Origin of the sequence: Peribacillus sp. NPDC006672 (genome assembly GCF_050274955.1) — a bacterium.
Taxonomy (GTDB): domain Bacteria; phylum Bacillota; class Bacilli; order Bacillales; family DSM-1321; genus Peribacillus.
Window position 1 is genome coordinate 50092 of record NZ_JBNNOR010000004.1, and the last position, 14784, is coordinate 64875.

The window sequence follows — 14784 nt, forward strand, 5'->3', positions numbered from 1 at the left end:
ATGAACCTGCGAAATCCATTCGTTAATGCCGCTACAAAAAAAGACCAGCAGGAAAGACCGAGGAAGAGAAGCTGGGATGTCCCATGATAAAACAGATCCATATATCCCCAACCAAAATAAAATGGATAATGGACTGGTCACTGACATGATGAATCCGGTTAAAAAAAGGAAATTAAAGAATCTCTATTCCCGTAAAACACTTTCGACCAAATCCGCCTAAAAGTCATTGGGTGATTGGGATTTCTAAAAACCGAGGATCATGAACAAAGCATTTGCGATCATCGCCCCTTTCCCCACGATCCAGTCATGCCGCGAATCCACACAAAAAAAGCCGTGGAAAACCAGACTTTTTCCGGAGAATTTCTTTGTATGTTTTTTCTAAGTCTTTTAGCTGGTAGCTTCTTTCTTGTCTGTACTAATGAATTTCAAAACAATAAATACAATGCATATACCAATGATTCCTGAAATGATGTAACTAATATTGAGATGATTTTTCATGACAAGGGACATGACCGGCGGACCTGCCGCAACTCCGATGAACCTTGATGACATGTAAAAAGAAGTTATCGTCCCCCGCTGTTCCTTTTTTATATTTTGAGTGATGATTGCGTCGAGTGTCGGCAATAACGCACCAATTGCTATCCCCACCAAGCTCGTTACGAGTAATAAAAGGAAAACCTTTTCTTTTGTAAAACCGACAAATACAAGGCTGATTGAAAGGACGGCTAAACTGATCATGATGATCTTTTTCATGATTGGTATTTCTCCCTTGATTTTTTTCCCTGCAACATAAGAAGATACACAAAGGAAAAACAGCGGGATCGCTATCACTAAACCTTTTTTGACTCCATGCAAATCATGGATTTTTTCAAGATTGTCTGACAAAAAGAAAAGAACACCGAAAAGAACCAACATGACAAATACACCAATCAGGAAAATTGTATATAACCATTTTCCTTCCTGTTTGAATATTTTTTTCGTATCATGCCAGAATTCTTTTAATTTCTTCGGTTCATCCTTCTCTTTTGGTACCTTTATAAAGAAAAAGACCAAGACAATAGATATTAAACTGAAGAATGAAATCGAGAAGAATGGTAAAAACCAGATAAATGCAGCAAAAAGGGAACCCAATATTGGACTCAGCACTTTCCCAAATGTATTCGATGTTTCGATGATACCCAAACAAGAACTGGTTTTTTCATCATCATCCTTGTAAAGGTCACCCACTAGAGGCAAAATGATGGGCGAGGCTCCAGATGCCCCAATCCCTTGCAATACTCTCCCAATGATGATCCATGTATAAGGATTATCCATTTTCCATGATGCATAACCTGCAACCAAGCCGCCAATAAGGGCAAGGACAAGGCTTGGCATAATCACCATTTTCCGTCCAAATCGATCTGATAAATAACCAGCTATAGGAATTAAAAAAATGGATGCAACGGAATAGCTTGTTATCACCATGCTCGATTGAAATGATGATATTCCCACCTTTTCCTCAAAAATGGGCAAAACCGGGATAAGCATTGAATTTCCAAGGGTCATTACCAATGGAATCGATGCCATACTGATCAGACACCACACGCTTACATTATTATTTTGCTTCTCATGACCTTCCATACTTACACTCCTCATCCATTATAAAAGCAATAAAAGGTAACCTATCTTTGACCATTATTAAGATGTCTTTAATTATTATGTTATTGGACAGAAAGATTTATTCAGTAGCGCGCAACCCAAAATTATCCCATTTGTTCCTAGTTTGCCTCGACTTTAAAATTCTTTATAACAAATAGCCCATTCTTTAAAAGAATGGGTTTTCAGCATTCACTCGGATTTTAATGTATTTAAGTTACGCTGTTCTTTTGCTATGGCCTTCTCCCAGTCCCATTGAGCAACAAATATATTCTTTTCCACTTTCCCAAAGATTGAACTACTTCTATTTGTTTATTCTTAATATCCAAAGCATCAGGACTGACTTAGATAAAAAGGTGGTACAAGTCCAATTGTTTGAATACATTCAAATAAGCAGTTGTATCAAACGATGGGGTGATGATTTGGGTGTTTTTTTCAGCTATGTATTATTAGGCTTATCACTGGCAGCTCCTATCGGTCCAATTAACGCTGCCCAATTGGACAAGGGAATCAAGAAAGGTTTTTGGCATGCCTGGATTTTCGGCTGGGGTGCCATTTTAGCGGATGTTGTCTTCATAGCCCTCGTTTTTTTCGGTGTCGTCCACTTTTTAGATAACTCCTTCATGAAAACATTTTTGTGGCTTTTTGGCTTTTTTGTCCTGACCTATACCGGAATCGAAACTCTTCTTAGTGCGGGTAAGATTGAAGTGAATGTACGGAAAGCGAAAGATTCCCTCTTTTCTTCATTCCTATCAGGATTCATCATGTCCCTTTCGAATCCTTTATCCATTTTGTTTTGGCTGGGGATTTATGGATCAATTCTCGCAAACTCCGCTTCAAAATATGATATGAATCATCTACTATTATACAGTTCAGGGATTCTTGTCGGCCTCTTAGCCTGGGATTTCACAATGGCCATCATCGCCAGCACCTTCAGACGTTTTTTATCCAAACCCATTCTAATGGGCATTTCGATCATATCAGGAATATCCCTTATAGGGATAGGCATTTACTTCGCCATCCAAGCGGCCAAGGTTTTATTTACATAAGATCTAATAATTGCAATAGAAAGAAAGACCAAACAGAGGCATGGCTAAACTTAATCCTGTATGGAAATTAGCATTTACTCGTGAATTTCAGGGATTTACTCGTGAATTCGGTGCATTTACTCGTGATTAATAGGTATTGGCTTGTTAGTCAGATAGAAAAAAGGACAGCTAAAATTGCTGTCCTATAAAAGCATTCGTGAATTCAGCAAAAATTTTCAACACTCTTCCTTGTTAGATGCTTCGGCCTTTTATTTGTTGGACCACTTTCTTGATGAACCCTTCAATTGCGACACTTTCAAATTCTTGTTCCCCGTAATTCCGGACATTCACTTCATTTTCTTTCTCTTCTTTATCTCCAAGAACGAGCATATATGGGATTTTCCCCATTTGTGCTTCCCTAACTTTATATCCCAGCTTTTCATTCCGTTCATCAATTTTCACCCTTATGCCGTGACCCTTCAGTTCTTTTTGAACCTTTAAACAATAATTCAAATGAACATGTGAGACAGGGATGATCTGTACTTGCACCGGGGCAAGCCATACTGGAAAAGCACCAGCAAAATGTTCAATCAGGATTCCAAAAAAACGGTCGATTGATCCAAAGATCGCACGATGAATGACGACCGGACGGACCTTTTCATTATTTTCATCGATGTAAGTCAAATCAAATTTATCGGGCATTTGAAAATCAAGTTGAATCGTAGCACATTGATGGCTTCGTTTTAGTGCATCTTTAATATGAAAATCAATTTTCGGTCCATAAAATGCCCCGTCCCCCTCATTTAATTGATAATGTATCCCGATGTTTTCCAGAACATTTTTCAAGGCTGATTCAGAATCCTCCCAAAGGGAATCATCGCCCAATGAATCCTCTGGACGAGTCGACAGCTCCACTGAATACTCGAATCCAAAAGTACGATACACCTCGTCAATCAGATGAAACACTTGTTTTATCTCACTTTCGATTTGATCCTGCCGAACAAAAATATGGGCATCATCCTGACAAAATGTCCGGACCCGAAGCATCCCGTTTAATGCACCGCTATACTCGTGCCGGTGGACTTGACCGAACTCCGCCATCCGGATGGGTAAATCCCTGTAAGAATAAAGATTGTTTTTGAATATGAGCATATGACCCGGACAGTTCATTGGCTTCATCGCGAATTTTATATGATCCACATCTGTGAAATACATATTTTCATGGTAATGATCCCAGTGACCCGATTGTTCCCATAACCGCTGGTTCATCATGAAAGGAGTCCGAACTTCGTCGTAGTCAGCGTCAGTCTGAAGCTCCCGTGAGAACTTCTCCAATTCATTTCTAATAATTTGTCCTTTCGGTAAATAAAACGGCATTCCAGGGGCTTCCTCCGAAAACATGAATAACTCCAATTGCTTCCCTAATTTACGATGATCGCGTTTGGCTGCTTCTTCTATGAATTTCAAATGATTCTGTAAATCCTTTTTCTTTCTGAAAGCCACGCCATACACCCGTTGAAGAACTTCATTTTGACTGTCTCCCCGCCAATAGGCACCTGATACACGAGTTAATTTGAACGATTTTACATATGACGTGGATGGAAGATGCGGCCCTCTGCACAGATCGATGAATTCCCCCTGCTGATAGAGCGCTAGTTTTTCACCCTTAGGGATGTTCTTTGCTATGTCCAGCTTGAATGACTCTCCTCTATCCTCAAATAACTTCACAGCTTCTTCATAAGACACTTCGATTCTTTTAATTTCCAGGTTTTCACTTATGATATGTTCCATCTCTTTTTCAATAGCTTGCAGATCTACTGAGCTCAAAGGATGTTCTAACTTAAAATCATAGTAAAAACCATCTTCCAAGACTGGCCCCATCCCTAATTCCACATTTCCGTATAATCTCTTGACGGCTTGTGCCAAAACATGCGCCGATGTATGACGTAAAACTTGTAATCCTTCATCCGAATCCAGAGTCAGGATCGACAATTCGGCATCTTTATCCAACTTGAAACTTAGGTCAACCAGCTTTTCATCCAGTTTTCCTACAACCGCCTTTTTCCTTAAACTTGAGCTGATGGACCCTGCCACTCTTTCCACTGTGATGCCTTGCGGATATTCCTTTTGCTGCCCATCCGGGAATTGAACTTTAATCATTTTTTCACCCATCACTTAAACACCCCTTTTTTGGTAATAAAAAAACGCACTCATCCCATGCAAGGGACGAGTGCGTTTACCCGTGGTTCCACCCAATTTCCCATAAGCAAGAAACACTCATGGCTCTGGAGCTTGTAACGCGGCTTAGACGATATCAGGTACTTTACGTTCACCGATATAGCTCAAAGGCGGTAAATCAGTTTCCTAAGCCAGGAAGTTCGCAGCTGCCCTTCCCTCTCTGTAGACCGTAAAATGATTCATGTCCTTATCATGGCAATATTTTTATATAAAAAAACGCATCCATCCCTATATAAGGGACGAGTGCGTTTACCCGTGGTTCCACCCAATTTCCCATAAGCAAGAAAACACCCATGGCTCTGGAGCTTGTAACGCAGCTTAGACGATATCAGTTACTCTACATTCACCGATATGGCTCAAAGGCGGTAAATCAGTTTCCTAAGCCAGGAAGTTTGCAGCTGCCCTCCCCTCTCTATAGACCGTAAAAATGATTCATGTCCTTATCATGGCAATAATTATAAAAATAAAAAACGCACCCATCCCTAAATAAGGGACGAGTGCGTTATACCCGTGATTCCACCCAATTTCCCATAAGCAAGAAAAAACTCATGGCTCTGGAGCTTGTAACGCAGCTTAGACGATATCAGTTACTCTATGTTCACCGATATGGCTCAAAGGCGGTAAATCAGTTTCCTAAGCCAGGAAGTTTGCAGCTGCCCTTCCCTCTCTGTTGACCGTAAAAATGATTCATGTCCTTATCATGGCTTCTACATGTTAATGGTTTTTATATTGTTATATATATTACAATATATTTCCATGAGTGACAACATCGAATGCTTGGATTTTTTTCGAAAACAGGCAGAAAAGGGTAAATGAATGATATGAAATACTATCTCCAGCAGACATTAAATTGGTATAATTAGTAAAAAAGGAGTCGCTATGAAAAGATTAAGCTATTGGTCCATCGTATTTGCAGTGATTGGTACCGTATCACTTGGCTGTTCTTTTGTTTTTCCTAAAGCCTTTGAGCTTCTTATGGTCTTAGGATTCGGTGCGTTACTTATTGGCATGTTCTTTAGTTTCGGGGCGATGTTTAAAAGTGAAAAAGGAAAGTCGAAATTTTTGGCTGTGGCTGCATTCTTTCTTTTAAGTTTTATTCTCGTTTGGAATGAACCATTTCAAATCGTAAGGCTATTAACCTGGATGAAAAATTAATGAAAACCTCAAAAACCCGTTAGCGATAACGGGTTTTTGTATGTTGTCCACATGTGCTTTAGCCTTGATGATCTTCATTGTGTGTTTGGTTTACAAACAATCCCCTACCATTCTTTACGTAAAGCCATAGCGTAATTCCAGTGGCCCACAGAATTAGCGCACAGCCAAAGCCCAGCAAGGATAATTGTGCAATGATGTGTTGCTCCCCAAACATGACAGTCCTTGGAATCACTAGCAATGTGATAAGCGCCAATAAACAGAGAAGTGATCCTGTTACATAGTATAGTTTGATTTGAAAAAGCGATGCCAAAGGTAAAAAATGGATACCCACTATAATAGCGATGACTCCCGGTATAAGATCGGTTTGATTGATTGCGTTACAAATTGCAATGGCAGCCCCAATCAGCACCCCTTCGGCAATGAAGACGATGTTAAACCAGAATCCGATACGCTTCAAATGCCTAGTTCCTTTTTCTGAAACTTGATCAGGCATTTTTTGTGATGCATGTATTAATGAAATGCCTCCAATAACCATTACGATTCCTGTGATAACGGCAGCAAGTTCCACGTATGGAGAACCCCAGCCTTGCAATCCCATTACACCGATACCCGCCCACAGCGTACCGAAGAACGCCATGAAAATGACTCCAATTCCAGAACCGCGAAACGCCTCTTTCGAAATGAGTCCAGAGGTTTGCATCATCATTTTCCTTTCGTCCTAAGTAATATCGTGCATAGACTAATGTATTGCGCATCCTCCCCAATTATTCAGCTATAAAAAATGATTTATTGCAAAAAATACCATACTGCGAATTTTAATAGATAATTGCCGTTTTCGTCGATATATTACTATTTCCGGAGATATACTTGCGGGTTTCGTCGATATTTCCTGTCTTTTGGAGATATACTGCGGATTCGTCGATATATTCTTATTTTCGGAGATATAACTGCGGGGTCCGTCGATATATTTGTTCTTTCGGAGATATAATTGCAGTTTTCGTCGATATATTCTTATTTTCGGAGATATAATTGCAGTTTTCGTCGATATATTCTTTCTTTCGGAGATATACTGCGGGTTTCGTCGATATATTCTTATTTTCGGAGATATACTGCGGATTCGTCGATATATTCTTATTTTCGGAGATATAACTGCGGGGTCCGTCGATATATTTTTTCTTTCGGAGATATACTTGCGGGTTTCGTCGATATATTTTTACTTTCGGAGATATAACTGCATTTTCGTCGATATATTTTTACTTTCGGTGATATACTTGCAGTTTTCGTCGATATATTCTTATTTTCGGAGATATACTTGCGGGTTTCGTCGATATATCTTACTTTCGGAGATATACTTGCGGGTTTCGTCGATATTTCCTGTCTTTTGGAGATATACTGCGGATTCGTCGATATATTCTTATTTTCGGAGATATAACTGCGGGGTCCGTCGATATATTCTTACTTTCAACGATATATCGGCATTTTCATCTACTATTGGATTCATAAAAAAACCTGAGTCCACCAAGGGATCTCAGGTTTTTTGTCCATTCATATCAAGCCACATCTGATTTATCAAATTGACAATCTTTCAATGAAATTATTTTGGTCTTATGATAAATTTTATATCCTAGCCAAATCGCCAGGAATAGCGGCAGTCCGATATAGGAGACAGCGACGCCATACCAGTCGATGCTGCCGCTTAGGAATGCTTCATAGTTCTGTCCTGCAATGACACCCATGCAAAGGACGAATGAAAGAATCGGACCGAATGGAAACCATTTTGCTTTATATTTCAATTCGTTTATGTTACCGCCCTGTGCGACGTAGGCGCGTCTAAAGCGATAATGGCTTATGGCTATTCCAATCCAGGCGATAAAGCCGGTTAGCCCCGATGCGTTTAATAGCCATGTAAATACATGATCCCCAAAAACGGAGGTCAAGAAGGCGAGCCCGCCAATTAATGCCGTAAGAATCAAAGCATTCATCGGGATTCCCCTGCGGTTGACTTTAGCAAGGAATTTGGGAGCTTGGTTATCTTTCGCCATCGACCATAACATCCGCGTTGAAGCATAAAGCCCCGAGTTCCCTGCGGATAGTAAGGAAGTCAACACGACAGCATTCATGACGGATGCCGCGAATGCAAATCCTGCGCGTTCAAAAACAAGCGTGAAAGGGCTTACAGAAATATTTTCCACATCCCCGTTCAGCAAACTTGGGCTTGTATAAGGAATTAACAGGCCGAGTATCAGGATGGCCCCGATGTAAAACAATAGGATGCGCCAAAATACTTGGCGGATCGCATTCGGGACATTTTTTTCGGGATTCTCACTTTCACCGGCAGCAATACCAACAAGTTCCGTGCCTTGAAAGGAAAAGCCGGCTATTAGAAAGATGCTGATGATCGATAAAAACCCTCCCTTGAATGGTGCCTCACCCATGGTGAAGTTTTCGAACCCGATCACCTTTCCGCCAAAAACCCCTAAGATGGTCAATAATCCAATAATGATAAAGAAAATGATGGCGATGACTTTTATTAAAGCAAACCAATATTCAGATTCACCATAGCTTCTAATGGATAGGGCGTTGAGGGTGAAGACGATTCCTAGAAATAATGCACTCCATATAAGGCTGGGTACATCAGGGAGCCAGAATTTCATGATGATGGCTGCTGCAGCTATTTCCACGGCAAGGGTGACTGCCCAGTTAAACCAATAATTCCAGCCAAGTGCAAAGCCGAATGCGGGATCTACAAAGCGTGTGGCGTAGGTGGAAAATGAACCCGATACAGGCATATATGTCGCCATTTCACCTAAGCTTGTCATAAGGAAATAAACCATGATCCCAATGCATGCATATGCAGCGAGGGCACCACCGGGCCCTGCGCTTTGGATGGTTGCCCCGCTTGCCAGGAATAATCCGGTTCCGATTGAACCGCCTATGGCAATCATGGTCATATGCCTTGCTTTCAGTTTCCTTTTAACTGTCGGTTCTTGATTATCAATGAGATTCATGTCCATATGGTTCCTACCTCATTTTCTATTAAAGTTAAAAGATTTATATAGTCTCCCACAATCGCTTTGCGGAAGACTATATTCGAACTAGGGATATCATGATATTTAAGGCTTTACGGCTAGGCTAGTATCCGGTTTAATTGCCATTGCCTGGTATCGTCAGCCTATTTCCAGCCGGAATAACCTCATCCTGCTCAATTTCCATTCCACACCATTGAATTAAAGTAAGGGCGATGATCTCCGCTGCCGAGAACACATTGTCGAGTAGGATGTATTCATTTGGATAGTGGGCAACCTCGGTTACTCCAGGCCCGAACACGATTGCAGGCGTTTCACCGACATGTGTCAGCAATCCCCCATCCGTTCCCCACGGAGAGGCCTCGATGACCGGGTCCTGTCCTGCAACCCGACGAAATTGATGGACAAGCGCATTCATCAGTTCATGTTCCACATCAATTGCCCCTGGAACCCAGCGTGCCCCGAACCATTCCAATACGGGCGGATTTTCCTTGAACCATTCGTCCACTTCTTTCAGCTGCAATAACCAGTCGGCCATTTCTTCCTTCGCTTGCTCCATCGTTTCCTCCGGCGCAACGCCCATCCTCCCTTCGATTTTCACAAGGTCGGGAACGGATGATGGCCAATTACCACCTTCAATGACACCTAGATTGATTGGAATCGGAATAGGCGTGTTTTGATAAAGCGGATCACTGATACGTGCATTTCGCTTTTCTTCCAAGGCACGAATATGATTGATGACGATCATGCTTTTTTCAATGGCACTAACGCCTTCATACCTTGTTCCGCCATGGGCTGACCGCCCTTTAACATGGACCCGGAACCACATCGAACCCTGCTGTTTCGGAAAAATCCTCATATTCGTCGGTTCAGGAATAAGGGCAGCATCGGCTTTATATCCCCTCAGAACCGCCGCTAATGTTCCGGCCCCGCCGCTTTCTTCTTCAATCACACTTTGAAAAATGACATCTCCTTTTAATTGGATGCCGTTTTCCTTCAATGCCTGCATGGCAAGGATCAGGGATACATTGCCCCCTTTCATATCGGTTACGCCGCGCCCAAACATTCTTCCATTCTTAATGGCTCCACTATATGGGTCGTCATCCCACTGGTTCCGATCACCGTCCGGAACCACATCGATGTGCCCGTTCAAAATGATGGATCGGCCGCCTCCAGTTCCTTTCATGATTCCTACCACATTAGGGCTGTTTGAAAACTCACTGCGTGGAGAATGAAAATAAGAATGCTTCTTCAGTTCGCCGCCGTCAGGTTCCCAACTATCAATCTGTAAACCCATTTCCTTCAGCTTTTGGGCAACGATGGCCTGCGCCCCAGCTTCATTTCCTTGTGTACTCGGGGCTTGTACCATTTTTTGCAATAGGTCTGTTCCTTCTTCCCGATGATCATTGATCCATTGGTTTATCCGTTTTTTTATATCCGGCACTTTTATCCTCCTTATTTACACATATTCTGATAGATTACCGAAAGTCCCATTCCACCTGCCATACACAACGTTACCATTCCGTACTTAACTTGTGAACGCAACATTTCATGCATCAGTGTGACTGTCAATTTTGCACCTGTTGCTCCTACAGGGTGACCAAGTGCAATGGCCCCTCCATTGACATTGACGATATCCGGATTCAAATCTAACTCCTTGATCACTGCAAGTGCTTGGGCAGCAAAGGCTTCATTAAGTTCAATCAGTCCGATATCCTCTAACGATAGACCTGCTTTTGCCAATGCCTTTCGAGTCGCTGGTACGGGTCCAATCCCCATAACTCCAGGTTCAACACCCGCACTGGCGAAAGCCTTGATTTTCAGGAGCGGTTTGAATCCCTTTTCTTCTGCTTGCTGCTTGGACATTAATAGTACAGCTGCAGCTCCATCATTCATGGGACAAGCATTTCCTGCCGTAATGGTTCCTTCATTTTTGAATACTGCTGGAAGACTGGCTAGTTGACTCAGATGAATGTCCTCGCGTACCCCTTCGTCATGGTTGAAGGTTTGAATCCCTTTTCGATCCTTGATTTTAAGCGAAATAATTTCTCTATCAAAGCGACCCTCTGCTATAGCTTTCCAAGCCTTCTTGTGGCTTTGATAAGCAAATTGATCCTGTTCTTCACGACGGATACCGTATTTTTCAGCCAGACGTTCGGCTGTTATTCCCATATGCTCATTTCCCAAGGAACATATTAATCCATCTGCCAGAAGAGCATCCTCCATCGTTACGTTTCCAAATTTACCGCCCCATCTATTTTTCACGATATAAGGCACATTGCTCATGCTCTCCACTCCGCCGGCAATGATTACGTCTTCTTGACCAGCGGCGATAGTTAAAGCAGCGTTGGTAATGGCCTTTAAACCTGATCCACATGCTTTGATTACAACGTGTCCTGGAACACTGTGCGGGAAACTTGCCATTTGCGACGAAATTCGGGCCGAGTTTAGTCCGCCTCCGTGGACATAGCCATGTCCGAAAATCACTTCATTGACCATATCTTTACCTAACCCGGAATTCTCCATTAAACCTTCCAATACTTGACGGCCCAATTCGGTAGCATTAACATTCCGGAGTGATTTTCCAAAGGATCCAACTGCAGTTCGCGCCCCAGCAACGATGACAACCTCATTCATGCTTTTTTCCTCCTCTTACCTATTCAATGCTGTTGACAGTAGCTCCGATTTTCAGCGTCGTCTCTGTATTCCTTATCACATCATCCACAGTATATGGCGCCATGACTTCCTTCAGCACCAAACCCTCTTCCGTAACTTCCATGACAGCCATATCCGTAATAATCAAATCCACACTCTGCCTTGCCGTCAATGGAAGCGTACATGCCTTCAATATCTTTGATTCACCCTGCTTATTCACGTGATTCATCAAGACGATCACCTTTTTGGCTTTCTGGGCAAGCTCCATCGCCCCGCCCATCCCCGGTACCCGCTTACCTGGGACGATCCAATTCGCCAAGTCCCCCTTTTCACTGACTTCCAAGGCACCAAGGATGGTAATGTCGATATATCCTTTCCGGATCATCCCAAATGCCGTTGCACTGTCAAAGTAAGAAGCTCCCATTACAGTTGTGATCGGAAACCCTCCTGCGTTACAGAGAGCAGGATCTTCTTTCCCCTGATCCGGACTTGGACCTGTACCGAGAACTCCATTTTCCGCATGGAACAGCACATGGATATCTTGAGGTATATGGTCGGCCACCAAGGTAGGGATGCCGATGCCTAAATTGACGATCAAGCCGTCATGGATTTCCTTGGCAGCGCGTTTCGCGATGCGATTTCGTACATCTACTGCCATGCCCATTTCCAATTCACCCCTTTTGTCGGAATCACCATATCTACATAAATGCCTGGTGTGGCAATGCACTCAGGATCCAATTCGCCTACAGGAACGATTTCTTCCACTTCCGCAATCGTGAAGGCCCCAGCCATCGCTACCAGCGGATTGAAGTTACACGCAGTCTTGTCGTACACTAAATTCCCAAGCGAATCTGCCTTTTTGGCATGGACGATGCTGACTTCAGAGGTCAAAGCGGTTTCCACCAAATATTCTTTTCCTTCTATAACAATCTTGTCCTTGCCATCTTCGGCTATCGTGCCAATCCCGACATCGACAAAAACCCCGCCTAAGCCTACACCGCCGGCACGGATCCGTTCAGCTAATGTCCCTTGCGGTGAAAATTCCACTTGCAGCTTTCCTTCAGTCATGAGCCTGCCGGCATTAGGATTGGATCCGATATGGGATGCGATGACCTTCTTGGCCCTTTCAGCAGTCACAAGCCGGCCAATGCCGATATCAGGGAATCCAGTATCATTGCCAATCAAAGTCAGTTCCTTAACTCCCTTGGCAAGGATACCCTGTACGAGCGAGGGAGGAGTCCCCACTCCGCCAAATCCACCATACATGAGTGTGCAGCCATCGGAAATATGCTCCAGTGCTTCTTCCATTGTCACTATTTTGTTATTCTTCGTAATGGCCTGCTTCATACCGTTCCTCCTAAATAGCCTGCATGTCCTCAATCAAACCCTCCGAGTGCAAATCATGCTGCAACTCTTCAAGGGAAGCTTCCAGTATCTTGACGAGGCGATCGATTTCTTCATTCGTAATAACTAATGGCGGAGATAGGATAACCGCATCACCGGCAATTCCTTCAATCGCACCTGCAGCAGGATAGATCATCAATCCCTTCGCAAAAGCCTTATTGACGAGCCTTGTAGTAAGGCCGACTTGCATGTCGAATGGCGTTTTTGAAATCCGATTGGAGACAAACTCAAGTCCAAGGAGAAGCCCTTTTCCTCGTACATCGCCAATGATATCGAATTTCTTAGCCAAACCTTGCAGCTTCTTAAACAGGTATTGACCTTTCTCCTCAGCCGCCTGAACCAGGTCATTTCCCTCAAGGTAGGAAAGCACTTCCAATGAAACGGCGGCAGATAAAGGGTTTGCACTATATGTGTGGCCGCCCATGATTGAATTCGAGCCTTTTAATATGGGCTCCATGACACGGTCACTAATCATTGTGGCGGCCATGGGAGTATAGCCGGCGCTCATTCCTTTACCCAATGCGATGATATCCGGGGTGACTCCCCAGTGTTCCATCGCGAACATTTTTCCTGTCCGGCCGATTCCCGTCATTACCTCATCGGCGATAAAGAGAATGTCATAGCTTTCGCAGATCTCCTTAATCCTTTGATAGTAGCCATCCGGCGGTGTTACAGCCCCAGCGGATGCCCCGATGATGGGTTCTGCGATGAAGGCGGCGATATTCTCGGAGCCGACCCTTTGGATGGCTGTCTCCAGTTCATCTGCACACTGAAGCTTGCAGCTGGTGGGTTCACTATTATAAGGACAGCGATAACAGTAGGGAGCGGAAATGCTAGGGAAATCCTCCAATAGCGGAACAAAACGTTTTCTCCTTGGTACATGACCTGACATCGATAAAGCGCCCATCGTAATCCCGTGATAACTCATCCATCTGGAGACAATGCGATTTTTTCGCTCATATCCTTTTTCTTGCCAATGCTGAATCGCTATCTTCATCGCCGTTTCGGTCGCTTCCGATCCACTATTCACGAAAAATGACCAATTCAAATCCCCTGGAGCCGACTCACTTAGCTTTTTGGCTAATGCCTCAGCGGCTTCACTCGTAAAATGGGATCTATATGCAAAAGAAACTTTGCGGGCCTGCTCCGTCATTGCCTCGACAACCTCTAATACACCGTGGCCAATACTCGCTGTAACCGCACCTGATGATCCGTCTATATATTGATTTCCATCTATATCATAAAGATAAATTCCATTCCCATGAGAGATAGTGGGATAGTCATGATTTAGAGTAGGCTTAATCAAATGATTGCGTGTCATGTCATCTCTCCTTTTTAACGTTGTACCCACTGTACATTTTTTCTATTAATCAATTAAGTTCCTAGATTGAAAAAATTATCAAAAACTAAGATTACCAGTTAAAAGGTTCATCCTGAATCAGGATGGATTCTGTAGGGCAGCCTTCCATAGCATCCTGCATGTCATCATGCAGGATCTCCGGAACTTCGGCAATCCCCTGATTATCGTCCAAGATCACGAAAGCGATCCCTTGTTCGTCATAGTCATAAACCTCAGGACCTGTCGAACCGCATGCCCCGCACGCGATACAGGTTTCTTTATCAACCCATGTGTATTTAGCCAT

At 43.2% G+C, this 14784-nt stretch carries 14 protein-coding genes and 3 other annotated features; of the genes, 3 read left to right on the top strand and 11 right to left on the bottom strand.

Annotated elements, in window-relative coordinates:
* Positions 1 to 76 precede the first annotated feature (76 nt).
* Positions 77 to 220: a hypothetical protein gene (locus ACQKKK_RS07900; RefSeq protein ID WP_427615374.1), complete on the top strand. Its 144-nt coding sequence runs from the start codon at positions 77 to 79 to the stop codon at positions 218 to 220.
* Between the two features lie 167 nt (positions 221 to 387).
* On the opposite strand, the gene ACQKKK_RS07905 is transcribed toward ACQKKK_RS07900, so the two are convergent.
* On the bottom strand, positions 388 to 1620 hold the full coding sequence (locus ACQKKK_RS07905; protein WP_427615375.1) for an MFS transporter: 1233 nt from the start codon (positions 1618 to 1620) through the stop codon (positions 388 to 390).
* A gap of 207 nt (positions 1621 to 1827) precedes the next feature.
* Positions 1828 to 1917 carry a hypothetical protein gene (locus ACQKKK_RS07910; RefSeq protein ID WP_427615376.1) on the bottom strand — a complete coding sequence of 30 codons (90 nt, stop codon included), beginning with the start codon at positions 1915 to 1917 and terminating at the stop codon, positions 1828 to 1830.
* Between the two features lie 140 nt (positions 1918 to 2057).
* Between ACQKKK_RS07910 and ACQKKK_RS07915 the strand changes: the two genes are divergently transcribed.
* A complete protein-coding gene (locus ACQKKK_RS07915) occupies positions 2058 to 2684 on the top strand; it encodes a LysE family transporter (RefSeq protein ID WP_427615825.1) in 627 nt (208 codons plus the stop codon).
* A gap of 231 nt (positions 2685 to 2915) precedes the next feature.
* Here the strand turns inward: ACQKKK_RS07915 and thrS are convergent, their stop codons facing one another.
* The gene (gene thrS / locus ACQKKK_RS07920; protein WP_427615826.1) at positions 2916 to 4823 is read right to left on the bottom strand and encodes a threonine--tRNA ligase; all 1908 of its coding nucleotides are present in this window, start codon (positions 4821 to 4823) and stop codon (positions 2916 to 2918) included.
* A 59-nt stretch (positions 4824 to 4882) separates the two neighbouring features.
* Positions 4883 to 5104 (bottom strand) — a binding site (T-box leader).
* 29 nt (positions 5105 to 5133) lie between these two features.
* Positions 5134 to 5357 (bottom strand) — a binding site (T-box leader).
* A gap of 30 nt (positions 5358 to 5387) precedes the next feature.
* Positions 5388 to 5612: a binding site (T-box leader), on the bottom strand.
* Positions 5613 to 5780: 168 nt separating this feature from the next.
* Here thrS and ACQKKK_RS07925 point away from each other — a divergent pair.
* Positions 5781 to 6056 carry a hypothetical protein gene (locus tag ACQKKK_RS07925; RefSeq protein ID WP_427615377.1) on the top strand — a complete coding sequence of 92 codons (276 nt, stop codon included), beginning with the start codon at positions 5781 to 5783 and terminating at the stop codon, positions 6054 to 6056.
* A gap of 58 nt (positions 6057 to 6114) precedes the next feature.
* Here ACQKKK_RS07925 and ACQKKK_RS07930 read toward each other — a convergent pair whose 3' ends face one another.
* The 8 genes from ACQKKK_RS07930 to ACQKKK_RS07965 all read right to left on the bottom strand — a co-directional run bounded on the left by ACQKKK_RS07930 (position 6115) and on the right by ACQKKK_RS07965 (position 14784).
* The gene (locus ACQKKK_RS07930; protein WP_427615378.1) at positions 6115 to 6762 is read right to left on the bottom strand and encodes a DUF7010 family protein; all 648 of its coding nucleotides are present in this window, start codon (positions 6760 to 6762) and stop codon (positions 6115 to 6117) included.
* A gap of 844 nt (positions 6763 to 7606) precedes the next feature.
* Positions 7607 to 9070 (bottom strand): amino acid permease, encoded by a 1464-nt coding sequence (locus tag ACQKKK_RS07935; RefSeq protein WP_427615379.1) that lies wholly within the window; start codon positions 9068 to 9070, stop codon positions 7607 to 7609.
* Between the two features lie 130 nt (positions 9071 to 9200).
* Complete coding sequence (locus ACQKKK_RS07940) at positions 9201 to 10526, bottom strand: peptidase (protein ID WP_427615380.1); 1326 nt, start codon at positions 10524 to 10526, stop codon at positions 9201 to 9203.
* An 11-nt stretch (positions 10527 to 10537) separates the two neighbouring features.
* A complete protein-coding gene (locus tag ACQKKK_RS07945; protein ID WP_427615382.1) occupies positions 10538 to 11719 on the bottom strand; it encodes a thiolase family protein in 1182 nt (393 codons plus the stop codon).
* A gap of 19 nt (positions 11720 to 11738) precedes the next feature.
* A complete protein-coding gene (locus tag ACQKKK_RS07950; protein ID WP_427615383.1) occupies positions 11739 to 12401 on the bottom strand; it encodes a 3-oxoacid CoA-transferase subunit B in 663 nt (220 codons plus the stop codon).
* Positions 12386 to 13084, bottom strand: a complete 699-nt coding sequence (locus tag ACQKKK_RS07955; protein ID WP_427615385.1) for a CoA transferase subunit A — start codon at positions 13082 to 13084, stop codon at positions 12386 to 12388. Before ACQKKK_RS07955 ends, ACQKKK_RS07950 begins: the two co-directional genes overlap by 16 nt.
* Before the next feature lie 10 nt (positions 13085 to 13094).
* Positions 13095 to 14462 (bottom strand): aspartate aminotransferase family protein, encoded by a 1368-nt coding sequence (locus ACQKKK_RS07960; RefSeq protein ID WP_427615386.1) that lies wholly within the window; start codon positions 14460 to 14462, stop codon positions 13095 to 13097.
* 91 nt (positions 14463 to 14553) lie between these two features.
* Positions 14554 to 14784: a ferredoxin gene (locus tag ACQKKK_RS07965; protein WP_427615388.1), complete on the bottom strand. Its 231-nt coding sequence runs from the start codon at positions 14782 to 14784 to the stop codon at positions 14554 to 14556.

Excerpts from the sequence above, each read along its gene's own strand:
- ACQKKK_RS07905 (WP_427615375.1), bottom strand. The coding sequence starts at position 1,620 with ATGGAAGGTCATGAGAAGCAAAATAATAATGTAAGCGTGTGGTGTCTG.
- ACQKKK_RS07960 (WP_427615386.1), bottom strand. The coding sequence starts at position 14,462 with ATGACACGCAATCATTTGATTAAGCCTACTCTAAATCATGACTATCCC.
- ACQKKK_RS07955 (WP_427615385.1), bottom strand. The coding sequence starts at position 13,084 with ATGAAGCAGGCCATTACGAAGAATAACAAAATAGTGACAATGGAAGAA.
- ACQKKK_RS07945 (WP_427615382.1), bottom strand. The coding sequence starts at position 11,719 with ATGAATGAGGTTGTCATCGTTGCTGGGGCGCGAACTGCAGTTGGATCC.
- ACQKKK_RS07935 (WP_427615379.1), bottom strand. The coding sequence starts at position 9,070 with ATGGACATGAATCTCATTGATAATCAAGAACCGACAGTTAAAAGGAAA.
- ACQKKK_RS07900 (WP_427615374.1), top strand. The coding sequence starts at position 77 with ATGTCCCATGATAAAACAGATCCATATATCCCCAACCAAAATAAAATG.
- ACQKKK_RS07950 (WP_427615383.1), bottom strand. The coding sequence starts at position 12,401 with ATGGGCATGGCAGTAGATGTACGAAATCGCATCGCGAAACGCGCTGCC.
- ACQKKK_RS07965 (WP_427615388.1), bottom strand. The coding sequence starts at position 14,784 with ATGGCTAAATACACATGGGTTGATAAAGAAACCTGTATCGCGTGCGGG.
- ACQKKK_RS07930 (WP_427615378.1), bottom strand. The coding sequence starts at position 6,762 with ATGATGATGCAAACCTCTGGACTCATTTCGAAAGAGGCGTTTCGCGGT.
- thrS (WP_427615826.1), bottom strand. The coding sequence starts at position 4,823 with ATGATTAAAGTTCAATTCCCGGATGGGCAGCAAAAGGAATATCCGCAA.
- ACQKKK_RS07925 (WP_427615377.1), top strand. The coding sequence starts at position 5,781 with ATGAAAAGATTAAGCTATTGGTCCATCGTATTTGCAGTGATTGGTACC.